Annotated in this window: 25 protein-coding genes and 1 tRNA gene; 11 read left to right on the top strand and 15 right to left on the bottom strand. The window is 65.7% G+C overall.

The window, feature by feature from the left end:
• Window positions 1-9 precede the first annotated feature (9 nt).
• Window positions 10-1569 (bottom strand): oleate hydratase, encoded by a 1560-nt coding sequence (locus tag CO669_RS22455; RefSeq protein ID WP_097662116.1) that lies wholly within the window; start codon window positions 1567-1569, stop codon window positions 10-12.
• 95 nt (window positions 1570-1664) lie between these two features.
• Window positions 1665-3491 carry an AMP-dependent synthetase/ligase gene (locus tag CO669_RS22450; protein WP_198964203.1) on the bottom strand — a complete coding sequence of 609 codons (1827 nt, stop codon included), beginning with the start codon at window positions 3489-3491 and terminating at the stop codon, window positions 1665-1667.
• 112 nt (window positions 3492-3603) lie between these two features.
• On the opposite strand from CO669_RS22450, the gene CO669_RS22445 reads away from it, so the two are divergent.
• Complete coding sequence (locus CO669_RS22445) at window positions 3604-3951, top strand: DUF3088 domain-containing protein (RefSeq protein WP_097662114.1); 348 nt, start codon at window positions 3604-3606, stop codon at window positions 3949-3951.
• 106 nt (window positions 3952-4057) lie between these two features.
• Window positions 4058-4627 (top strand): cysteine hydrolase family protein, encoded by a 570-nt coding sequence (locus tag CO669_RS22440; RefSeq protein ID WP_097662113.1) that lies wholly within the window; start codon window positions 4058-4060, stop codon window positions 4625-4627.
• On the opposite strand, the gene CO669_RS35725 is transcribed toward CO669_RS22440, so the two are convergent.
• Window positions 4610-4792 carry a hypothetical protein gene (locus CO669_RS35725; RefSeq protein ID WP_198964190.1) on the bottom strand — a complete coding sequence of 61 codons (183 nt, stop codon included), beginning with the start codon at window positions 4790-4792 and terminating at the stop codon, window positions 4610-4612. The two genes, CO669_RS22440 and CO669_RS35725, sit on opposite strands and share 18 nt — an antisense overlap.
• Between CO669_RS35725 and CO669_RS22435 the strand changes: the two genes are divergently transcribed.
• The gene (locus CO669_RS22435; protein ID WP_198964189.1) at window positions 4791-5114 is read left to right on the top strand and encodes a hypothetical protein; all 324 of its coding nucleotides are present in this window, start codon (window positions 4791-4793) and stop codon (window positions 5112-5114) included. The two genes, CO669_RS35725 and CO669_RS22435, sit on opposite strands and share 2 nt — an antisense overlap.
• Window positions 5115-5146: 32 nt before the next feature.
• Here the strand turns inward: CO669_RS22435 and CO669_RS22430 are convergent, their stop codons facing one another.
• From CO669_RS22430 to CO669_RS22405, 6 genes are all read right to left on the bottom strand, one after another.
• Complete coding sequence (locus CO669_RS22430; protein ID WP_097662111.1) at window positions 5147-6418, bottom strand: flavin monoamine oxidase family protein; 1272 nt, start codon at window positions 6416-6418, stop codon at window positions 5147-5149.
• Between the two features lie 9 nt (window positions 6419-6427).
• Window positions 6428-7135 carry a RibD family protein gene (locus CO669_RS22425; protein ID WP_097662203.1) on the bottom strand — a complete coding sequence of 236 codons (708 nt, stop codon included), beginning with the start codon at window positions 7133-7135 and terminating at the stop codon, window positions 6428-6430.
• A gap of 22 nt (window positions 7136-7157) precedes the next feature.
• Window positions 7158-7832, bottom strand: coding sequence for an FABP family protein (locus CO669_RS22420; RefSeq protein WP_097662110.1), 675 nt, complete (start codon window positions 7830-7832; stop codon window positions 7158-7160).
• A gap of 234 nt (window positions 7833-8066) precedes the next feature.
• Window positions 8067-8246, bottom strand: coding sequence for a hypothetical protein (locus CO669_RS22415; protein ID WP_097662109.1), 180 nt, complete (start codon window positions 8244-8246; stop codon window positions 8067-8069).
• A 164-nt stretch (window positions 8247-8410) separates the two neighbouring features.
• Entirely contained in the window at window positions 8411-8908 is a 498-nt protein-coding gene (locus CO669_RS22410; RefSeq protein WP_097662108.1) for a hypothetical protein, read from the bottom strand.
• A gap of 111 nt (window positions 8909-9019) precedes the next feature.
• Window positions 9020-9268 carry a hypothetical protein gene (locus tag CO669_RS22405; protein ID WP_097662107.1) on the bottom strand — a complete coding sequence of 83 codons (249 nt, stop codon included), beginning with the start codon at window positions 9266-9268 and terminating at the stop codon, window positions 9020-9022.
• A gap of 299 nt (window positions 9269-9567) precedes the next feature.
• Here CO669_RS22405 and CO669_RS22400 point away from each other — a divergent pair, with 299 nt between their 5' ends.
• The 4 genes from CO669_RS22400 to CO669_RS22385 all read left to right on the top strand — a co-directional run bounded on the left by CO669_RS22400 (window position 9568) and on the right by CO669_RS22385 (window position 11737).
• The gene (locus CO669_RS22400) at window positions 9568-10113 is read left to right on the top strand and encodes a sigma-70 family RNA polymerase sigma factor (protein WP_097662106.1); all 546 of its coding nucleotides are present in this window, start codon (window positions 9568-9570) and stop codon (window positions 10111-10113) included.
• A complete protein-coding gene (locus CO669_RS22395; RefSeq protein WP_097662105.1) occupies window positions 10110-10751 on the top strand; it encodes a ChrR family anti-sigma-E factor in 642 nt (213 codons plus the stop codon). Before CO669_RS22400 ends, CO669_RS22395 begins: the two co-directional genes overlap by 4 nt.
• A 121-nt stretch (window positions 10752-10872) precedes the next feature.
• Window positions 10873-11415: an RNA polymerase sigma factor gene (locus CO669_RS22390; RefSeq protein WP_502694503.1), complete on the top strand. Its 543-nt coding sequence runs from the start codon at window positions 10873-10875 to the stop codon at window positions 11413-11415.
• 19 nt (window positions 11416-11434) lie between these two features.
• A complete protein-coding gene (locus CO669_RS22385; RefSeq protein ID WP_097662103.1) occupies window positions 11435-11737 on the top strand; it encodes a hypothetical protein in 303 nt (100 codons plus the stop codon).
• A 28-nt stretch (window positions 11738-11765) separates the two neighbouring features.
• Here the strand turns inward: CO669_RS22385 and CO669_RS22380 are convergent, their stop codons facing one another.
• The gene (locus tag CO669_RS22380) at window positions 11766-12167 is read right to left on the bottom strand and encodes a DUF2177 family protein (RefSeq protein WP_097662102.1); all 402 of its coding nucleotides are present in this window, start codon (window positions 12165-12167) and stop codon (window positions 11766-11768) included.
• A gap of 90 nt (window positions 12168-12257) precedes the next feature.
• Window positions 12258-13064 carry a DUF1295 domain-containing protein gene (locus tag CO669_RS22375; RefSeq protein WP_097662101.1) on the bottom strand — a complete coding sequence of 269 codons (807 nt, stop codon included), beginning with the start codon at window positions 13062-13064 and terminating at the stop codon, window positions 12258-12260.
• A 167-nt stretch (window positions 13065-13231) separates the two neighbouring features.
• On the opposite strand from CO669_RS22375, the gene CO669_RS22370 reads away from it, so the two are divergent.
• The 4 genes from CO669_RS22370 to CO669_RS22355 all read left to right on the top strand — a co-directional run bounded on the left by CO669_RS22370 (window position 13232) and on the right by CO669_RS22355 (window position 17934).
• On the top strand, window positions 13232-14545 hold the full coding sequence (locus CO669_RS22370; RefSeq protein ID WP_097662100.1) for an NAD(P)/FAD-dependent oxidoreductase: 1314 nt from the start codon (window positions 13232-13234) through the stop codon (window positions 14543-14545).
• A 40-nt stretch (window positions 14546-14585) separates the two neighbouring features.
• The gene (locus tag CO669_RS22365; RefSeq protein WP_245444441.1) at window positions 14586-15335 is read left to right on the top strand and encodes a DUF1365 domain-containing protein; all 750 of its coding nucleotides are present in this window, start codon (window positions 14586-14588) and stop codon (window positions 15333-15335) included.
• Between the two features lie 3 nt (window positions 15336-15338).
• The gene (locus tag CO669_RS22360) at window positions 15339-16556 is read left to right on the top strand and encodes an SAM-dependent methyltransferase (RefSeq protein ID WP_097662098.1); all 1218 of its coding nucleotides are present in this window, start codon (window positions 15339-15341) and stop codon (window positions 16554-16556) included.
• Window positions 16557-16809: 253 nt separating this feature from the next.
• Entirely contained in the window at window positions 16810-17934 is a 1125-nt protein-coding gene (locus CO669_RS22355) for a Bug family tripartite tricarboxylate transporter substrate binding protein (RefSeq protein ID WP_097662097.1), read from the top strand.
• A gap of 120 nt (window positions 17935-18054) precedes the next feature.
• Here CO669_RS22355 and CO669_RS22350 read toward each other — a convergent pair.
• The 4 genes from CO669_RS22350 to CO669_RS22335 all read right to left on the bottom strand — a co-directional run bounded on the left by CO669_RS22350 (window position 18055) and on the right by CO669_RS22335 (window position 19893).
• Window positions 18055-18130: transfer RNA gene (locus tag CO669_RS22350), tRNA-Phe, on the bottom strand.
• 185 nt (window positions 18131-18315) lie between these two features.
• On the bottom strand, window positions 18316-18498 hold the full coding sequence (gene yacG / locus CO669_RS22345; protein ID WP_097662096.1) for a DNA gyrase inhibitor YacG: 183 nt from the start codon (window positions 18496-18498) through the stop codon (window positions 18316-18318).
• A gap of 144 nt (window positions 18499-18642) precedes the next feature.
• Window positions 18643-19272 carry a Maf-like protein gene (locus CO669_RS22340; RefSeq protein ID WP_097662095.1) on the bottom strand — a complete coding sequence of 210 codons (630 nt, stop codon included), beginning with the start codon at window positions 19270-19272 and terminating at the stop codon, window positions 18643-18645.
• A gap of 153 nt (window positions 19273-19425) precedes the next feature.
• Entirely contained in the window at window positions 19426-19893 is a 468-nt protein-coding gene (locus tag CO669_RS22335) for an arsenate-mycothiol transferase ArsC (RefSeq protein WP_097662094.1), read from the bottom strand.

Raw genomic sequence — 19893 nt, 5'->3', positions numbered from 1 at the left:
CAACCGGCGTCACGCGAACGCCTTCTCCAGCGTCGCGAAGATCACCGCGAGCGACTTGTCGTGCCGCGTGATCGGCGGCACCGGGCGATCGATCTTCATCAGCTGGTAGACTGCCATCTGCGCCGCGCGCACCGAATATTCGACGGTGAACACGACGTCATCGGGGATTTCGACGAACTGGCTGACGAAGGCGAGGTTGACCGCGTTCTTCGGTACCGGCAACGGCCGATCCGTCAGGTTGCGCGGCATGAACATGCTGGTGATGTAGGGCATGCGGCAGGGAACGCAGATCGCGTTCTCGAACACGTCAAGCTCGAAATTCAGGTGGCCGCACAGTTCTTTCAGGATCTCGGCGCCGCCGCAATCGGACATCGGCTTGGCGACGAAATTGCCGACGCGGTCGGGATGCAGCGCATAGCCCCAGAACACCTGCACATTCTTCGGCTGGCCGGCGAAATGCGGCTGGTGATAGAGCACGACCGACATCAGCCAGTTGGAATCCCTGAACGTGACCAGCCCGCCGGTGCCGGCCCGGTTGCCGGAGAACGCCTCCATCCGGTCGAAGAACAGCGGATCGCGGCAAGTGACGGTGAAGGACAACCAATAGGATTCGGGGATCGAAGAGTTGAAGGCGGCGGGATTGCCGAATTCCGGACGTCCTTGCGCGATCGTCTCCCACAGCGCCCAGCCCTGGCTGTCCTTCTTGGTCAGGCGCGGCGGCGGCTCGGTCATCGACCCCAGGCTCGATGCATCCGTCATCGAGCCGTTCTGGAAGAACACGAGATCGCCGTCCTCGAGCCGGACATTGGCGATGCGGCCGTCGCGGTCGAGCACCAGTTGGCGCACCCGGACGCGTCCCCCCTCGTCTTCGATCGCCATGTCGGTGACCCGCGTGCCGCGCACGAACTGCACGCCCTGCCGCTTCAGCCAGTCGGCGAGCGGCCGCACGATCGCGTCATATTGATTGTAGACGGTTCGCTTGACGCCGCCGAGCGTCTCGATGCGCGGGAACTCGTTCATGAAGCGATGCAGATAGCGCTTCAACTCGACCGCGCTGTGCCAGGGCTGGAACGCGAAGGTGGTCTGCCACATGTACCAGAAATTGGACTCGAAGAATTTCGGCGACAACCAGTCGGTGATGCGGCTATTGCCGAGCGTCTCCTCCGAGGCCTCGGTGAGCCGCAGCAGCTCCAGCCGGTCGCGCGCGGAAAAGCCCATATGCGAGACGTCGATCTTGAAGCGGTTGCGGTCGACCAGCCGCGCCTTCGAGTCGGCCGGATTCTCCAGATTGAACCCGATGGTCTCCTCGCGCACGCTGAGGCCCGGATGCTCGAGCGAGGGAATGCTGGAGAGCAGATCCCAGGTGCATTCGTAATGATCGGTGGTCAACATGCGGCCGCCACGCAGCGAATAGGCGCCGTTCGCGAGCAGCCCGCCGTCGAGGCTGCCGCCGACCAGCGGCTGCGCCTCGTAGATCACGATGTCACGCCCTGCCTGCTGCGCGTCGCGGATCAGGAACGCCGCGCCCGCGAGCGATCCAATGCCACCGCCGATGAAATACGCCTTCATGACTTGCCTCGATTACGTGCGAATTGTCGCCGGCGACACTGCATCCGGAGGCAGCAAGAGAGGTTGCGCTGGATCAACCGGGCGAACAGGCGAAATCACGTCGGCGTTATCGCTGCCGGCCTTTTCGCATAGACGTGTTCGATCTCGTCTGCAAAGCGGCGTTCGAGCGCGGGCCGCTTGTTCTTCAGCGTCGGCGTGAGCAGGCCCGCGGCAATGGTCCACGGATCCAGCGTCCACCACACCGCGCGCGGTGTCGCATAGGATGGATAGGTCTTCACGGCCGCCGCAATTCGCGCCAGCAGCGCGGCCCGCTCCGCAGCGCCGCCTTGCTGGCCGCGCGCAGCCAGCCTTTCCTTCTCCTCGACCCAGACCTTGGCATTGAGCACGACCAGCGCGGTGAGGAAGGGCCGCTGCTCGCCGACCACCAGCGCCTGCTCGAACAGGGGATCGGCGAGGATCGCCGTCTCCAGATCCACCGGCGCGATCTTCTCGCCGGTCGAGGTGACCAGGATGTCCTTGATGCGGCCGGTGATGGTGATCCGCCCGTCCTCGATGCGGGCCTGGTCACCGGTGTGCAGCCAGCCGTCGGCGTCCTTGACGCGGCGCGTCTCGTCCGGCTTGTGCCAGTAGCCGATCATCACGCTGGGGCCGCGCACCAGCAGTTCGTCGTTCTCGCCCAGCCGGACCTCGACGCCGTCGAGGACGTGGCCGACCGAGTGCGGATCGTTGTCGTCGACGGTGTTGACGGAAACCACCGGCGAGGTCTCCGTCATGCCGTAGCCCTGGAGGACGTCGAGCCCGAGCGCAAGGAACAGCCGGATGACCGGCTCGGCGATCGGCGCGCCGCCGGAGACCGCGACGCGCAGGCGGCCGCCGAGCTGCGCCAGCACCTTGTCGGCGACGAGTCGCTTGAGCGTCGGCCAGACCAGCCGGTCGAGCAGCGACGGCGCACCATGCCGCTGCCGCGCATCGAAGCGGCGCCCGCCGACGGCGATCGTGAGGTCGAGCAGCGCGCGCTCGACGATTCCGGCCGATGCGCGGTGCTGCATGATCAGCGCGTAGATGCGCTCGTAGATCCTGGGCACCGACACCAGCACCGTCGGCCGCACATGCTTCAGGTCCTCCGATAGTTGCGGCACCGAGCGGGCATAGGCGACGCAAGCGCCGGCGGCGATGGGGTAGTAGTAGCCTCCGGTGCGCTCGAAAGTGTGCGAGAGCGGCAGGAAGGACAGGAAGACGTCGTGCGGTGCGGCGGCGATGCGGTGCGCGATCGCCTTCACATTCGCGACCACATTGCCATGCGACAGCATCACGCCCTTTGGCCGTCCGGTGGTGCCCGAGGTGTAGACGATGGCGGCGAGGTCGTCCGGCTCGATCGCGACATCGGGCAGCGGTGCGCTCGCGCCGGGAGCTTGTGCGAGCCAATGGTCGAGTCCGACGATGCGCGCGTCCGGCGTAATGAGCCCGCCCGCATCCGCGCAGACGACGCGCTTGAGATGGTCGAGCGGCTGGCCGGTCGCCACGATCGCCTGCCAGCGCTCCAGCGTGTCGACAAACAAGAGCAGCGCTCCGGAATCGATCAGGACGTAGGCGATGCTGTCGGGGTTGTCGATGGCGTGCATCGGCACCGGGACCAGGCCGCGCGACAGTGCTGCCTGGTCCATCGCGATATGCGCGATGCCGTTCGGCATCAGGATCGCGACGCGCTCGCCCGGCGCGAAATTCTCTGCAGCCAGCGCCCGTCGCCACAGCTCGAACTCGGCATCGATCTCCCGCCAGGACTGGCTGACCCAGCGCTTTGCACCCGCGTCGAAATGCCGGTAAGCCTCTGCCGCCGGCGTCGCCTTGACGCGCCAGCGCAGGAACTCCGGCAACGTCCTCACCTCGGCAAGCGAGTCCGGTTGACTGATCGGCTCCGGCATGGCGTCCTTTCGCACCTCGATCGATTCCCCATCCATCTGGGGCGTTGACACTAGGCCGGCCAGTTCCCGCCGCTTTGATCCTCAGCAAGGTAGCCATGCTTTGGAGCGACCCATGACGCGCGACCGCCTGTTTCTGCTGCGCCCGGGTTTCGAGGACCCGGCCTTTCCGGGGCGCCTGTTCTATTGCTGGCATTGTGCGCTGATCGAAGGCGTGCTGGCCTCGTTTCCTCAGCTTGCCGCAAGGCTCGACGTCGAGCGCATCCCCTGGCCGCGCCCGCGACAGCCGGTGATCCCGCTGGTCGGTGAACAGAACCAATCGCTACCGCTGCTGGTGCTGGCGGAGGGAGCGACATCGCCGCACCAGACCGGCAGCCATGAGGGCCGCGGCTTCATCGCCGACAAGGACGCGATCCTCGCCGCACTCTCCGAGCGCCACGGTTTTCCCGATCCGCATCCGTGAGAGAGGTTCGTAGCCCGCATGAGGTCGCAAAACGAGGGAAGATCGGCATTGCGCCTTTCCGATAGCCTCGCATAGTCGCGTCCAGCCCCCGACCGAAAGTGTCTCCATGCCCCACGCCCTCCCCGCCCTCATCGTCATCGACGTCCAGCGCGCGTTCGACGAATGGGAGGCGGCGGGGAAGCGGCGCAACAATCCCGATGCGGTGACACGGATCGCCGATCTGCTGCAGGCGTTCAGGACGCGCGGCGCGCCGATCTTTCATATCCGCCACGAAGGCACGAAGCCGAATTCATCGTTCCTGCCATCGCGTTCCGGCTATGCCGTCAAGGACGAGGCGCGCGAGCAGCCGGGCGAGACCGTCATCGTCAAGCGCGTCAACAGCGCCTTCATCGGCACCGACCTGGAGGAGCGCCTGCGCGCGGCCGCCATCGGCACGGTCGTGATCTGCGGCGCCACCACCAATCATTGCGTGGAGACGACGACGCGGATGGCCGGCAATCTCGGCTTCGACGCGCGCCTCGTGCGCGATGCGACATGGACCTTCGAGCGCATCGGCCCCGACGGCGACAAGCATTCCGCCGAGGAGATCCATGCGATGACGCTGTCGAATCTCAACGGTGAGTTCGCGAGCATCGTCACCAGCGGCGACGTGATCGCCTCATTCGCGGCCAAGTGATGGCTGCAATGCGATCACACCGGTGATGCGACAATAGACCTCACGACGCAGCATCATTCGCCGCGAATCCGACGCCGCGTGCTGCGTCGTTTCGACGCCCGCACTGGCCGGAACGCCGCCGACACCCATGTGTTGTCCCAGGACATTCAACTGGAGTGATGACATGAAGTATCTCATTGTCGCGATGGCGGTCGGAGCCGCAGCGCTCGCCGGCGGATCGGCGGCAAACGCGGCCGGCAGTTCAGGCGCAAAGCAGAACGCGCCAGCGGGCCAATCGACCGACATCAGCGCGCAGCACCGGCACCATCATGGACACCGCCATCACCATCACTGGCGTCCTCATCACCACCATCACGGCTACTACCGTCCGCATTACCGCAGCTACGGCTATTACCCGCGGCATCACGGCTATTACGGCGGCGGCCCGTACGGATATTACGGCGGCGGTCCCGGCGTGACCTTCAGCTTCGGCGGCGGACGCTGGTGAGACATGAGGCCCGCAGAGATGCGGGCCTCTTTTCATCCGCGGAGGATCATCGCGGCCGTCTCCCGGCCGCTGGTCAGCGCCGCTTCCACCGTGCCCATGTCGGGGCCACGATAGAGCGCTTCACCTGAGAACAGCACCACCCCCTCGGCACGCGCGAGGATCGCCTGTGCCGCGCGCGTTCGCGGCGTCGCCCAGGAATAGGCGCCGCGGGCGAAGGGATCGTGCGCCCAGTTGATTGCGGACGCCGCCACGAGGTCGCGCGCGATGTCCTCGTGCGACAGGCCGAAGATCGCGGCGAGTGAACCGAGCCCGGCCTCGATCAGCCCTTGCGGATCGAGGCTTTCCAGCTCCACCGTGCCCGGGCCGCCGAACCAGCCGGTGAGCACGGCATGCTCGCGCGGATATTGCGTCCACCACACCGGGATGCTCCGGTCGGACAACAGGAAGGTCATACCTGCGAGATCCTGTTGCCGCTCGCGCCACCATGGCTTCGCGAAGCGCAGCAGGATCTTGATGACATTGCCGAAGCCGATGTCGTCGGCAGCGGGAAGCCTGGGGCGCGCGCTCGCCGGCAGAGCGATCTCGCGCAGCAGCGGCAGCGGCACGGTGAGGATCGCGCGATCGCAGCCATGCACATCGCCGCCGGTGCAGCGAACGGCCAGCATGCGGCCTTCTTCCTCGATCGCCGTCACCACGGAGCCGAGATGAATGGTCACGCCCCGCCGGCGGCAGTCGGCCACCAGAAAATCGATCAGCGCGCCATAGCCGCCATCGATGCGCGCCTGCGTCGCGTGCCCGCCGTCCATCCATTCCTCGGCCAGCGCCAGCGTCGAGGCGCGCTCGGGGTCCGCCGCGTCATAGCCCTCGACCATGCGCTCGATCGAACGGCGCATCGGCGCATAGTCCTCGCCGGCAAAATGCCTGCGCAGGAATTCGGCGACGGGAAGATCGTCCTTCAAATTCCTCAGCACGGCCTGAAGCTCGGCCTCGTGGGGATCGTCGCGCCCCTCGCGCGAGAGCGCCGTTCCGTCGAAGCTCCACTGCTCGCCCTTGATCTCCTGAAGGGACAGTCCGGCCTCGCGCAGCAATCCACGCGTGACCGGTGCCTCGCCATGGACGAATTCTGCGCCGCCCGCGGCGGGATAGCCGAACTCTTCAACCGGCAGCGGGTGGATACGGCCGCCATAGCGCGTGCGCGCCTCCAGGACCGTAACTCTCCGGCCAGCAAGTGCCAGCTCGCGCGCCGCCATCAGGCCGGCCGCGCCGGCACCGACGATGACGATATGCTCCGGGGAAACCGACATGCCGGCGCTTCACCGGCTCGCGGCTTGCGGATCGTTCCTGATGAGATAGCGCAGCAGCAGGACACCCCCGCCGAGATCGCGCGTGCTCTCCAGTGTCATCGCCGCAATCGGCGCGCGCTTGTCGCTGTCCGCGTCGGTCGACGAGAACACGAAGGGCGCGCCCGTTGCGCCGTCGATCGCAGGGCTGAGGATCAGGTTGAATTCGTCGATGAGACCGGCGCGCAGGAACGCGCCGTTGGCGACGCCGCCGCCCTCCACCAGGAGACGCTTCACACCGAGCTCGCGGCTGAGGATATCCACCGTCAGCGCGAGGTCGATCTCGGACTTGCCGGCAAAGATGTAGGACACGCCCTCACCCCGGAGCCCTGCAAGATGCGAATCCGGCACGCTCTCGGTCAGCACGACGACGACCGGATCGCCGCCGATGTCGGAGCGGCCCCAGCCGATCTTGCCCTGCGCGTCGAGCACAACGCCATAAGTCTTCGCGTCGCGCCGCGCGAACCAATTTTCACGCGGCAACGTCATCTCCGTGGCGGGATAGGGCTGGCCCTTGGCGAACTCCGATCCGGTGACACGGCCGATCACCCAGGCATCGCCGCCGAGCTCGTTGTGGATCTTCTCGAACCAGTCGGTCCCCGCCCCCTTCGGACGCCAGCGGCTGGGGTGGGTGCGGCCGTCGAGGCTGGAGTGCATCAGACAGATGACATAGGGCTTCATGCTCGTCTCCGAACGCCGCGCTTCACACTGCCGCATCCCTGCTCTTCTCGTCGCCCTTGGCGCGATCGTTGACGATCACCGCGAGCGGATTGAGCTTTGGCGCCGCGACCAGCTGCAGCGTGTTGGTGTCGCGATGGTTGAATGGCGCGCCGCGCACGAACAACTCGGTCTGGATCAGATAGGTCCAGCTGCCATCGTCGTTGAAGGTGATGTCGCAGCGGTAGGAATCGGTGCGGAAGGCCTGTTCCAGAAAATCGGTCGAGCAGATGCCGTAGGCGGTGTCACCGCGCCTGGCGGTGACGGAGATCGTCTTGTCGTCGGATGCGGCCTTGCCAGAGGCCAGCAGCACCTGTCCGCGCGGAATCGCCAGCGTCTGCATGATCAGTCCGGTCGCAGGCTCCCACAGCCAATAGCCGACCTGATCGTGAAAGGTGATGTCTTCCTCGGGCGTGTTGATGTGGATGTGATAGCGCAGACCATAGAGGAGCTGCGGCCCGTTGGCCTGCGGATCGATCGGGTCCATGCGGATGCGCTCGATGAAGGTCCGCCGTTCCGATCCCTCCGCCTTCGGATTGATGTCGATGCCCTTGTCCGCCTGCCAGCGGCCAGCGAGACGGCGCAGCGGACCGAGATTGGCAAGGCCATCGGGCGAGACGTCCTCGGGTTCGGTGAAGATGTCGGCGGGAATGGGCAGCATGGCGTCCTCGCAGCGAGTTGCGGAACCAGCCATAGCATGGAGCAGCGAACCTGGCGCGTGCTCAGGCCTCACAATCGCGAATGGACATCGGCGTCGCGCGCGGGGCGATTGTCGGGCTTTTAGGAAAGATCGCGCATTGCGTGTCGCGGTACCATCCGAGGGGGATAAGCGGGATCGCCTGCCTCGGGCGAACCGGAGCCGAACCTGTTCGATTCGGCTCCGCCGCCGGCGCGTTTAGTGGCGGTGATCGCGCACCTCGGGTTGATTGCGGTGATCCCTGACGATGGTCTGGTTGCGGTGGTCGCGCACGATGGGCGGATCGCGATGATCGCGCACGATGGTCAGCGCGCTCGCGGGCGTCACCGCACTTGCCAGGGTAATCGCTGCGAAAGCCACGAGGATGGTATTGCGCATGAGTCTTGTCCTTTGCCTGGTGGATCACTGCGAACCACCTGACTCGCAAGCTAGAGCGCCCCGCGAGAAAGCAATGTGCCGGGAGTCACGCGATGGTCATCGCCTCCGCATGCAATCCCGCATCGTTCGATCGGAGGAGAAGCGTGCGAGCCGTGGCAGCGACTTCACCGCCAGCCCGCCGCCAACGCCACACTGCTGCAATAGGCCGAAGTCTCACCCGACCGCCAGCCGGTGAGGCGCCCGGCTTCCTTGCACTCGTCGTAACTCTTGTAGTTGCCGACGTTGCGGCATGTTGCCGAATACACACCGCCCGTGGCGCTGCAGCCGACCCACGGCTGGTTGCCCGTCTTGAAGCTCGATTGGCAACCGCCGACGCAGTTGTTCGTCGTGGCGGCAAGCTTGGCAAGCCTCGCGGCATCCGAGTTCGCTGCAGCCGGTGCCGGGGTTGGCGAGGTTGCGACGACCCTGGTGCTGCGGACATTTGCGTGATGGGCCGGCCTGTGGGGTCTTGCCACCTGCTTCGGTGCCTCGACCGTGATGCCGGGAAGCTGGGTGTCGGCGGGCGTCGGCTGAGACATTGCCGTGCCGCTCAGGCCGCACAGCAGCAGGACAATCGATGGGACAGCGACGGCGGGACGGGCAGCAAAGCGTGACAGCGTCATGACTATGTCCTTCCAAATAGCGGGATCGGCAATTCGGTCCCTCAAAGAGGGAGGATGTCATGCGCTTTTCTTAGTTGCAACATACCGCGGCACAACCCGTCATGACTGCCCTCAAGCCGCTTCCGCCACGGATTTCGCACGCTGCTCGAGCACGCCGATCGTGGCGACCAGATTGTCACGCCGCGCGCGAAGATTGAGGGCGAGCAGCGGATAGGTCGGCGCAACCGGGTCGAACACGCCGGCTTTGGCTTCCTCCTCGAGAATATCGGTATTCAACAGCCGAACGCGCCACCACAGATCGGCGATCAGCGCATCGAGCCGATGTTCGCCGGCAGTACCAGAACGGGACATTTCTTGCATCGCTTGCCTCAACCTGAAACGGGCCTCTCCATCGAGGCCTGGCTTTGGTCAAGACTGAGCAAGGGAAGTGCCAGGGCTAATCGCGCCCGCGGCAGGCGGTCCGGGAACACGCAACAATGCAGGTTCCGCAGTGATCCGGCGGCCGGTCTCGGTCGTTTTCAGCCCAAGAGGTCGCTTGTCGAGGCGCTATGATCGCTGCTATCCGGGCTTTAGAGATGCCAATCCGGGCCGAGGTTGCTTTACCCCGGAGGGTGGCAGCGCGGCTGTCGATTGGTGCGAGCAGAGGGCCGAAGGCAAAGGTGGACTGGGCTGATTTGATCGGGCGCGTCGCCTCCGACGGAGACCGGGAGGCTTTCAAGCGGCTGTTCGAGCATTTCGCGCCCCGCATCAAGGGGCTGATGCTCAGGGCCGGGTGCAGCCCGGATGAGGCGGAAGAGATCGCCCAGAACACCATGATCGCCGTGTGGCGCAAGGCGCACCAGTTCGACCCCGCGACAGCGGGCGCGCCAGCCTGGATATTCACGATCGCGCGCAATCTGCGGATCGATTTCTTCCGCCGCAGGTCGCGCGCGGAGCGCCTGCAAACCAGCTCCGAGCTGCCCGACGAGGCGGATCAGGCCGAGGCGGCCGATATCCTGATCTCGCGTGGACAGGACGCGGCAAGGATCGCCTCGGCCATCGCGCAACTCTCGGCAGAGCAATCCATGGTGGTGAGGCTGTCGTTCATCGAGGAAAGGCCGCATCCGGAGATCGCCAGCGCGCTCGGGATTCCGCTCGGCACGGTCAAGTCACGGATCAGGCTGGCGATGAACCGGTTGCGAGACATTTTGGACGAAGACGCATGACGATCAGCCATCATCCGCCGGAAGATCTTCTGGCCGATTTCGCGGCCGGCAAGCTGGAAGAGGCCCACCAACTGGTCGTAGGCGTGCATGTGGCCGGCTGCGCCCGGTGCGCCCGCTTCGTGCAGACGATCGAGCACCTCGCGGGAGCAGCGCTGGAGGATGTCGAGCCGGTGCCGATCGCGCCAGATGCGTTCGACCGCGTGATGTCGGCAATCCACGAGTCTCCGCCAGAGACGGCGGCGCCTCCCGCTGCGTCCACCACGGACCATGATCTTCCGCCGGCACTGCGAAGATACCGCATCGGCAAGCGCCGGCGTGTCGCGCCGGGTCTCAGCCTGCGACCGATCGAGCTTTCCGGTTCGGGCCAGGCGCGCGCCTTCCTGCTACGGTCGGCACCGGGCTCGCGCATGCTCGAGCACACGCACACCGGCACCGAGCTGACGCTCGTGCTCGAGGGCAGCTTCAGCCATGAGGGCGGACGCTTCGGTCCCGGGGATTTTGACTATGGCGACGACGAGATCGATCATCGTCCCGTCGTCGGCGACGAAGGCCCTTGCGTGTGTCTGGTCGCGATGACCGGCGACCTGCGCATGAACGGGTTCCTCGGCCGATTGATCGGGCCGTTCGTCCGGCTCTGATTCCGCTTCGTCTGTCTCCCGCCGGGTGATCCGCGCGCACGTCCGGAGCGTTTTCTGGGAAACGCAACGGAGACAGGACATGGCCTCTTCAAGCCCGCCAGGTCAGGCAGGAAGCGAGAGATTGCCGGAACTTCTGGCACGCGTCTCTGCAGGCGAAACACGTGCTTTCGCCGAGCTCCATACGCTGACACGCGGCAGGCTGCGCCGGATCGCGCTGGCCGTCGGCGCCTCGCCGCATGACGTCGATGACATCCTCCAGGACAGCTTCGTCAAGATCTGGCGCAATGCGGCCCGGTTCGATTCCGCGCGGGCTCCAGCGACGGCCTGGATGTCCGCGATCGTTCGGCACACCGCGATCGATCATCTCAGGACCAAGCGACAGCCGAGTGTCGAGCTCGACAAGGCGCTGCTGGTCCCGACGGCAGCCGGGCCGTCAACCGCCGAGGATTTCGATTACGCCAGCGCCGAACCCATTGCCCGCGGCGCGTTGGCTCGCTTGCCGGAAGATCGTCGCAGGCTGGTCGCTCTGGCCTATCTCGAAGGCGAGAGCCGCGCGAGCCTGTCCCGTCGCTTCGGCGTGCCGGTCGGCACCATCAAGACCTGGCTGCACCGAACCATCGTGGCGATGCGCAAGGATTGCCTCAGCGCATCGGCTGCGGCCTGAAGCCGGCGAGATCGCGCGCATGGATGCAGAGATCATCGAATTCCCCGAGCGCGGACGCGACAACCGGCTGGTCTCCTCGACCGCAAGGCTCGAAGCCATTGTGAGAGAGGTCGAGCGCGTCGTCGCCGACGAGCCTGAAGCCGGCGTCGATCGGCTGCTCGCCATCATGGAGCGCATGGGCGATCAGCTGGTCGATCTCGCAAGCCTCATGCTCGACGAGGAGTCGAAGCTGCAGGCCCGGATTGCCTTCAAACGCTTGTCCGACAAGATCGCGGAGACGAGAGCAGCGTTCGATCGGCTCGGAGGCGGGACATCCACCTGACGCGATCGGCACGCATGGTCGCGCCGGCTCAATGCGCCAGCTTTTGGGCGACAAGAAATCCGATCCAGGCACTGATGCCTGCGAGGAACGATCCCCAGCAAACGTCCGCAAGGGTCAGTCCGGTCGACCAGTTGCGCAGCGTCGCCTGATTGGTCAGATCATAGGTCGCATAGGTGAAGCAGCCCAACATCAGGCCCGACGTGAACGCGCGCAGCGCGCCGCCGTCCTGCTGCGCAGGCAGCACGGCAAACCAGATCAGGCCGACGGGATACAACAGATAGAACGCCGCCGCGGCCGGCAAATTGGGCTCGGCCCGCAACATATCGCCCAGCACCGGCCGATACAGCCGTTCGACCATGGTCGTGAGCCAAGCCATGTCGACGGCAACGAAGGTCACGGCCACCGCGAGATAGGTCAAGAAAAGGCTCATATCCGTGTTTCCATTCGCGCTGCATCCGGCGGCTTGTCGAGCGGCCGCCAGATTAACGTTCCGGCAGCCGTGGCGGATCACATCGGACACTCATTGCGATGCCCGTCGCGGCGGCCATGGGAAGAATGCGCTGGTGCGGGCCTGATAGCGGCGATACCGGTCGCCCCGCGATTGCAGCATCTGCTCTTCGAGCGGCGGTATTCCCGTCACATGGACCAGGATCCAGTACATGATCACCGGCGCCGCCAGGCTGGCCCAGCCCCACGCATATCCTGATGATAACGCGATGACAGGGTAAGCCAGCCACCCCAGCCATTCGAAGAAATAGTTCGGGTGACGCGACCAGCGCCAAAGGCCGGCATCGCAGACAAGGCCGGCATTGGACGGATCGCGCTTGAAGTGTCGCAATTGCCGGTCCGCCAATGCCTCGCCGGCGACGGCCGCCAAAATGATGACGATCCCGGCATAGTCCTGCAGTCGCAGTCCGGGCTCGGGCGCGTGCGCGGCGAGGAAGACGGCGAACGGCAGTGGCACCGAGACCAGCGCCTGTGACTGCAGAAACAGGAACATCCGGCGAGGGGCATCAGGCCCCCATTGGCGCGCATAGTTCGCATATCTGGGATCGTCGATCCCGGCCGCAGAGCGGCGCGCAATGTGCGTGCCGAGCCGCACCGACCAAAGCAGCACAAGCCCTGCGACGAGCACCCGGCGGGCCGGCGCCCCCTCGTCGAGCGGCCACAAGGCCGCCGCCGCGCCGACGAGGCCGGTCGCGTAGGACCAGATGGCATCGACCCAGCCGGAATTGCCGGTGCGCTGCTGAACGACCCAGGCCAGCGCCATCAGGAGGCAGAGGGCCAGCGCAATGCAGCCTATCGCCTGAACGTAGAGAAGGATCATGTCCCCATCCGAATTGACCTCTGTCGTTACGTCACCGCCGGGCCGCGGTTTCGCCCTCGACGGCGGGTTTTCGGCGATGACAGGTGATCCAGGCCATCTCGCCCGGCGTTTCCTCAGGATTGCTTCAGGAACCGCCGCTGACGGTACCGCAATGGGGGCGAAAGAGGATGCGTTTGGCCGTGATCGGGACGGGAATTGCCGGCAATGCCGCCGCATGGCTCCTGTCGAAACGTTACGCCGTCACCGTTTACGAACGTGAGCTGCAGCCGGGCGGGCATAGCCACACCGTTCGGATCGACTATGACGGCGCCCCCATCGACGTCGATGTCGGCTTCATCGTGTTCAACGAGACGAACTATCCGCAATTGACGTCATTGTTCACGCATCTGGGCGTGAAGACGGTCGAGACGTGCATGAGCTTCGCCTTGTCTGCCGATCACGGCCGGTTCGAATGGCGCGGTGGCGGCGAAACCGCCTTTCAGACCGCCTGCGGCCTGTTCGCGCAACCGCGCAATCTCGCATCGCCGTCCTACTTTCGCATGCTGGCGGAAGTCGCACGGTTCAACAGGCAGGCTGTTGCCGATCTGCGTGCCGGCCGGCTGCGCGACCTGACGCTCGGCGAGTATCTGCGCCGGGAATCGTTCGGGCCGCGCCTGTTCTCCGACTATCTCGGCCCGATGGGGGCAGCCATCTGGTCGTCCTCGTCGGATGACATCCAGTCCTTTCCGGCGGAGAACTTCGTCGCCTTCTTCGACAATCACCGGCTGCTGCACCTCGATCGACCGCGCTGGCGCACCGTGGAAGGCGGCAGCCGGCGCTATGTCGACAAGCTGACCGCCTCGTTCAGGCACAACATGCGGCTCGGCTGCGCGGTGACGTCGATCGACCGGGCCGGGCATGGCGTGACCGTGCGCGACAGTCACGGCGGCGTGGAGACTTACGATGCCGTGGTGATGGCGTGTCACAGCGATCAGGCCCTGGCGGCGCTGTCGGATGCCGACGCGCAGGAACGCTCCGTTCTCGGGGCGATCCGATATGCCCCGAACACCATTTATCTGCACCGCGATCGCAATCTCATGCCGCGGCGGCGTCAGGCCTGGGCATCCTGGAACTTCCTGCGATGGCCGCGGCAAACGCCCGCCCAGAACGACGTCGCGGTGACCTATTGGATGAACCGGCTGCAGGGCATCGATGACCGCAAGCCGTTGTTCGTCAGCCTCAACCCTCCTTTCGAGCCGGCAGCCGATCTGACGTTTGGAAAATTCAGCTTTGCCCACCCGCAATACGACCTGGCTGCGTTCGCGGCGCAGCGGCGGCTCCCCGCCATCCAGGGACATCGTCGAACCTGGTTCTGCGGCGCCTGGACCGGCTATGGCTTTCACGAGGATGGGTTGCAGGCCGGCATTTCCGTTGCCGAGGCACTCGGCAGCGAGACTCCGTGGCGTCAGCCGGATCCGATGCTGGCCGAGGCCGCCGAGTAGAGCGATGGTCCGAACCCAACCAGTTGGAGCGGAGGATGCGATGGCGCCCGCCGCGCTCTATTGGGGAAAGGTGATGCACGCGCGATGGCGGCCCGTGCAGCACAGGTTCACCTATCGCGTGATGAGCCTGTTGATCGACCTCGACCGGCTCGGCGAAGCGGATCGCCAGTCCCGGCTGTTCGGCGTCAATCGCGCCGCGCCCTTCAGCTTCCACGAGCGCGACCACGGTGACGGCAAGGGCACGGGCCTCGGCCAACACGCCCGACGCCTTGCCGCGGCACGCGGCATCGACCTCTCCGGAGGCCGCGTGCTGCTGCTCTGCTATCCCAGGATCCTCGGCTACGTGTTCAACCCGCTGTCGATCTATTTCTGCTACGGCGCGTCCGGCGATCCGGCCCTGTTGATCTACGAGGTCCGCAACACCTTCGGCGAGATGCATTCCTACGTGCTGCCGGTGCAGGACGCCGCGGACGGCGCCATCCGACAACGCCAGGCGAAGGCATTCTACGTCTCGCCCTTCATGGCGATGGAGACGCATTATCGCTTCAGCGTGTCTCCGCCGGAGCAGGATGTGAAAGTCAGAATCCTGCAGAGCGGCGCGCAGGGCCCGATGTTCGCGGCGGCGTTCTGCGGACGACGCCGTGCCCTGACCAGCCGTTCCCTGTTGGCGGCGCTCGTCGCCCTGCCCTTCCTGACGTTCAAGGTGATCGCGGCCATTCATTGGGAAGCAATGCGGCTCTGGCTCAAAGGTGTTCCCCACGTGCCTCGTTTGAAACAACGTGAGATCTAGACCATGGACCTCGCTGCCACCCATCAAGCCGTTCGATTTGACGACGTCCCGTTTTTCGCCCGACTGGCCCTGCGCCTCGCATCGCAGCTTCGGTGCGGCACCGTTCACGTGCGCCTTCCCGATCTCCGAATGGTCACGTTGCGCGGCCAGCTCCCGGGTCCGTCGGCCACGATCGAGCTCAACAATTACAGGTTCGCGCGCAGCCTCGTCATCGGCGGCGATATCGGCATGGCCGAGGCCTATATTCGCGGCGACTGGACCACGCCCGATCTCGCCCAGCTTCTCTACGTGTTCTGTCTCAACGAGGATCTGGTCGACAGCGCCTTTGCCGGAAACATGCTGATCCGCCTGTGCCGGCAGGCGCTGCATCGCCTGCGCCGCAACACCAGGCAGGGATCGCGGCACAACATCCACCGGCATTACGACCTCGGCAACGAGTTCTTCGCGGCGTGGCTCGATTCCAGCATGACCTACTCGTCGGCCCTGTTCTCGGCCGGGACAGCCGATCTTCCCGCCGCGCAACAGCACAAATACGAGCAGCTCGCCAAGGCCATCGAATTGCAGCCCGGCCAGAGCGTGCTCGAGATCGGCTGCGGCTGGGGCGGCTTCGCCGAATTCGCTGCCAAGACCCATGGCGCCAACGTCCTGGCCCTCACCATCAGCAAGGAGCAGCATGACTTCGCCCGCCGGCGGATCTTCGAGGCCGGGCTCGCCGAGAAGGTCGAGGTCCGCTTGCAGGATTATCGCGACCAGGATGGCCGCTTCGACCGCATCGCCTCCATCGAGATGATCGAGGCCGTCGGCGAGCAGTTCTGGCCAACCTATTTCAACCAGCTGAATCAGCGGCTCAAGCCCGGCGGCCTCGCCGGCATCCAGGCCATCACGGTCCGCGACGAGCTGTTCGGCAGCTATCGGCAGCGTGTCGATTTCATCCAGAGATACATTTTCCCGGGCGGCATGCTGCCGTCGACCAACATCCTGCGCGCGCTCGGCGAGCGCTTCGAGATGCCCGTCATTCGCGAGCGCGTCTTCGGGCAGGACTACGCCAAGACGCTCTCACTCTGGCGCGACAATTTCAGCCGCGCCTGGACCGACCTGACCTCGCTCGGGTTCGACGAGCCCTTCCGCCGGCTGTGGGAATACTATCTGTGCTACTGCGAGGCCGGGTTCAGAGCCGGCAAGATCGACGTCGGGCAGTTGGTGTTCGCGCGGCGGAGGTGACCGACCATCCAGCGCCGCTGGTTGCAAGGCAGCTTGTCACCGTCATCTGCTGTGGGCTCAGGGAAATTGTGCCCTGAGGCGATACGCGTGGTCGTCGTCGTGCCGGCCTCGGCGACATGCTGCGCCGTCGATCTTTTCATATTCTGCAAAAGAGATGCTCGGACTGCGCCAATGGTTGGAAGAGACTCAAGTCTGTAGCCTTCGGTCAACATGGCCATAAACGGCCGCGCTGCGACGAGGGAGGACTGCATCCATGGAATCCGGACTCTCTGTCCTGTCGCAGCAGCGCGGCCATCATCGATCCTCGCGGCAGGTGGCCGGCAGTGAGCAAGGCCCTTCCGCAAGATTTGGTGCACGCAACGGCCTGAGCAGTCGCCCCCGATCGCCGTCGACGAAAGCGCTCCTGTATCTCGTCGCCGCGACGACGCTGACACTCCAGGCGGGCACCGCGGAGGCCCAGACGGCCGCGGAATCCTGGCCGAACCGCGCGATCACCTGGGTGGTCCCGTTCGGGGCCGGCGGCGTCACCGATCTCGTCTCGCGCAAGATCGCGGAGCTGCTGCGGACGCGGCTTGGGCAGCCCGTGGTGGTGGAGAACCGACCCGGCGCCGGCGGGACCATCGGAACGGAGTTCGTGGCGCGGGCGCAACCCGACGGCTACACCGTGCTCTACGCCTCCGGCGGACCGATGACGATCCAGCCCAACCTCGGGCTGACGAAGCTCAACTACGATCCGCTCAAGAGCTACGTCCATATCCGCGGCGTGAGCTCGGCGAACCAGATCCTCGTCGCGACCGCAGCAGCGCCCTACAACACGCTGGCCGAGTTCGTCGCCTACGCCAAGGCGAACCCGGGCAAGGTCAATTTCGGCTCCCCCGGCCCCGGCACCGCCCAGCACCTTGCCGGCGAGATGTTCCAGGCGGCCGCCGGCATCAAGCTGACTCACGTGCCCTACAAGTCTGGCTCGAGCCAGATGACCGACATGATGTCGGGCATCCTGGACGTCTCCTTCGACTATCTCGCCGTGCTCCGGCCGCTGATCGACACCGGCAAGGTCAAGGTGCTCGGCACCACCGGCACGGCGCGGCTGACCGCGCTGCCCGACGCGCCGACGGTGCTCGAGGCCGGTTATCCCGACGCCGTCAGCGTCGGCTCGACCTGGGTCTCGGTCCCCGCCGGGACCGACCCGAGAATCGTGGACAGGCTTTCCGAGGCGCTGGCCGCCGTGCTCGCCGACCCCGGCATCGTCGCGGACCTCGTCACCAACGGCCAGGTGTCGATCGCCGACAAGGGGCCGGCCGAGATGGGCCCGTTCATCGTCGCGGAGACCGCACGCTACAAGCGGGTGATCGAGAGCGCGGGCATCGCCGCGCATTAATTAGCGATGGCGCACGGTTGTGGACGTCGCGCACGCGGAGGAATGGCCGTCGGCGTGGCGCCGGCCGATCGCGCAGCAGCGGAAGGGTTGTTCGCTATCTTGTACTGAGAGGCCAAAAAATGGTGCCCAGGGGCGGAATCGAACCACCGACACTGCGATTTTCAGTCGCATGCTCTACCAACTGAGCTACCTGGGCGTGCTCCAAGAGAGGGGCCAAAGCCCATCGAGCGGGCGGTTTATAGTGGGCTCGGGGCGACCTGTCCACCCGGCTTCGCCAACAGGCTTCGCCGGGCGCGGCCCGGCTGTGCACAAGCTGCGGCCGCCTTGCCGCGGCTGGCGCGCGGCGGCCGGGTCGTCAATTCAAGCCATTGATATTACTTATTATTCCACATCGTCGACTTCGTCGTCGCGGCCGGGGATGACGTAGGAGCCTTTCAGCCAGCGGTTCAGATCGACGTCGCGGCAGCGCGAGGAGCAGAATGGACGGGTGGCTTCCGATTGCGGCTTGCCGCAGATCGGGCAGGTTTTGAGCGGGCTCGCGGGCTTTTTGATCTGGTCGTCCATGATATCGGCAGCTTGCGCAGGGGTGAAAGGGGTCAAGAGCCTGTCGGCAAACGGGTTCCTCGTGCGGCGGCACGCGCGCCCCGTCGGGCCATTCTACTGTGCATGGGGTTGTTTTCGCGATTTTGTCGAGCCGCGGCGTTCGGCTCAGACGGCGGTGGCGTTGAGCCAGCCGAAGCGGATCGGAAAACCCTCGCCGGCGAGCAGCGTGGTGGTCTCGTAGAGCGGCAGGCCGACGACGTTGGTGTAGGACCCCACCATCTTCACCACGAAGGAGCCGGCGATGCCCTGCACGGCGTAGCCGCCGGCTTTGCCGCGCCATTCGCCGGAGCCGATATAGGCCCGGATGTCGTCTTCCGAGAGGCGCTTGAAGCGGACGCGGGTCTCGATCAGGCGCTGGCGGAACGCCTCGCGCGGCGTGACGAGGCAGATCGCGGTGTAGACGCGGTGATTGCGGCCCGACAGCAGCCGCAGGCACTGCGCCGCCTCGTCCACCAGATTGGCCTTGGGCAGGATGCGGCGGCCGACCGCGACCACCGTATCGGCGGAGAGGATGAAGGCCCCGCGCAGCTCGTCGTCGAGCTGCACTGATTTCAGCGCCGCATCGGCCTTGGCCCGCGCGAGCCGATTGGCACAGGCACGCGGCAGCTCACCGCGCCGCGGCGTCTCGTCGACGTCGGCCGGCCGGAGCGCGTCCGGCTCGATGCCGGCCTGGTTGAGCAGCGACAGGCGCCGCGGCGAACCGGAGGCAAGTACGAATTTGGGGCGGCCAAGCATCAGGTGATTTGGGGGATGAGGCAGGGGTGAATTGCGCGCGGAACCTATCGGAAGGGGGCTGATTTCACAACCCGGGAACCCGGACTTTGCTGATTCGAGGTTTCCGACATGCGTGTGCCTCCCGTCTGTGACGCGGGTGTTACGGTCGCGGCGCTAACCGCTCGCCGCACCGACCTTGGCGAACCGCTTGCGGATGCGCATCAACAGCTGGTCGCAGACCTCGCGGTAGGCGGCGAGCTTCTGGTCGCGGCTGCCTTCGATGGTGGTGGGATCCTGCGTCGGCCAGTATTCGACGTCGGCCGCCAGCGTTCGCGTCAGCTCCAGCGCCTTGTGATGCGCCTCGGGCGAGAGCGTGATGATGAGGTCGAAATTCAGCCCCTCCCAGTCCTCCAGCTCCTCGAAGGTCTGCGGCTTGTGGGCGGAGATGTCCTGACCGAGCTCGGTCATCACGGCCACGGCGAACGGGTCGAGCTCGCCCTTCCTGGCGCCGGCGGATTTGACGTAGAGGCCCTGCGGAAACATGTGCTGCAACAGGCTCTCGGCCATCGGCGAGCGCACGCTGTTCATCGCACAGGCGAACAGCACCGATTGCGGATCGCGTGCGCGTGGCGGACCCGCCAT

The organism is Bradyrhizobium sp. Y36, from assembly GCF_002531575.1.
Lineage (GTDB): Bacteria > Pseudomonadota > Alphaproteobacteria > Rhizobiales > Xanthobacteraceae > Bradyrhizobium.
The sequence above is the reverse complement of the archived record's forward strand: the minus strand, read 5'-3'. Positions and strand labels throughout refer to the sequence as shown.

Excerpts from the sequence above, each read along its gene's own strand:
- CO669_RS22355 (WP_097662097.1), top strand. The coding sequence starts at position 16,810 with ATGGAATCCGGACTCTCTGTCCTGTCGCAGCAGCGCGGCCATCATCGA.
- CO669_RS22340 (WP_097662095.1), bottom strand. The coding sequence starts at position 19,272 with ATGCTTGGCCGCCCCAAATTCGTACTTGCCTCCGGTTCGCCGCGGCGC.
- CO669_RS22365 (WP_245444441.1), top strand. The coding sequence starts at position 14,586 with ATGGCGCCCGCCGCGCTCTATTGGGGAAAGGTGATGCACGCGCGATGG.
- CO669_RS22395 (WP_097662105.1), top strand. The coding sequence starts at position 10,110 with ATGACGATCAGCCATCATCCGCCGGAAGATCTTCTGGCCGATTTCGCG.
- CO669_RS22445 (WP_097662114.1), top strand. The coding sequence starts at position 3,604 with ATGACGCGCGACCGCCTGTTTCTGCTGCGCCCGGGTTTCGAGGACCCG.
- CO669_RS22410 (WP_097662108.1), bottom strand. The coding sequence starts at position 8,908 with ATGACGCTGTCACGCTTTGCTGCCCGTCCCGCCGTCGCTGTCCCATCG.
- CO669_RS22335 (WP_097662094.1), bottom strand. The coding sequence starts at position 19,893 with ATGGCGGGTCCGCCACGCGCACGCGATCCGCAATCGGTGCTGTTCGCC.
- CO669_RS22455 (WP_097662116.1), bottom strand. The coding sequence starts at position 1,569 with ATGAAGGCGTATTTCATCGGCGGTGGCATTGGATCGCTCGCGGGCGCG.
- CO669_RS22450 (WP_198964203.1), bottom strand. The coding sequence starts at position 3,491 with ATGCCGGAGCCGATCAGTCAACCGGACTCGCTTGCCGAGGTGAGGACG.
- yacG (WP_097662096.1), bottom strand. The coding sequence starts at position 18,498 with ATGGACGACCAGATCAAAAAGCCCGCGAGCCCGCTCAAAACCTGCCCG.
- CO669_RS22435 (WP_198964189.1), top strand. The coding sequence starts at position 4,791 with ATGAAGTATCTCATTGTCGCGATGGCGGTCGGAGCCGCAGCGCTCGCC.
- CO669_RS22385 (WP_097662103.1), top strand. The coding sequence starts at position 11,435 with ATGGATGCAGAGATCATCGAATTCCCCGAGCGCGGACGCGACAACCGG.
- CO669_RS22425 (WP_097662203.1), bottom strand. The coding sequence starts at position 7,135 with ATGAAGCCCTATGTCATCTGTCTGATGCACTCCAGCCTCGACGGCCGC.
- CO669_RS22440 (WP_097662113.1), top strand. The coding sequence starts at position 4,058 with ATGCCCCACGCCCTCCCCGCCCTCATCGTCATCGACGTCCAGCGCGCG.
- CO669_RS22415 (WP_097662109.1), bottom strand. The coding sequence starts at position 8,246 with ATGCGCAATACCATCCTCGTGGCTTTCGCAGCGATTACCCTGGCAAGT.
- CO669_RS22420 (WP_097662110.1), bottom strand. The coding sequence starts at position 7,832 with ATGCTGCCCATTCCCGCCGACATCTTCACCGAACCCGAGGACGTCTCG.
- CO669_RS35725 (WP_198964190.1), bottom strand. The coding sequence starts at position 4,792 with ATGTCATCACTCCAGTTGAATGTCCTGGGACAACACATGGGTGTCGGC.
- CO669_RS22405 (WP_097662107.1), bottom strand. The coding sequence starts at position 9,268 with ATGCAAGAAATGTCCCGTTCTGGTACTGCCGGCGAACATCGGCTCGAT.
- CO669_RS22375 (WP_097662101.1), bottom strand. The coding sequence starts at position 13,064 with ATGATCCTTCTCTACGTTCAGGCGATAGGCTGCATTGCGCTGGCCCTC.
- CO669_RS22360 (WP_097662098.1), top strand. The coding sequence starts at position 15,339 with ATGGACCTCGCTGCCACCCATCAAGCCGTTCGATTTGACGACGTCCCG.
- CO669_RS22380 (WP_097662102.1), bottom strand. The coding sequence starts at position 12,167 with ATGAGCCTTTTCTTGACCTATCTCGCGGTGGCCGTGACCTTCGTTGCC.
- CO669_RS22370 (WP_097662100.1), top strand. The coding sequence starts at position 13,232 with ATGCGTTTGGCCGTGATCGGGACGGGAATTGCCGGCAATGCCGCCGCA.
- CO669_RS22430 (WP_097662111.1), bottom strand. The coding sequence starts at position 6,418 with ATGTCGGTTTCCCCGGAGCATATCGTCATCGTCGGTGCCGGCGCGGCC.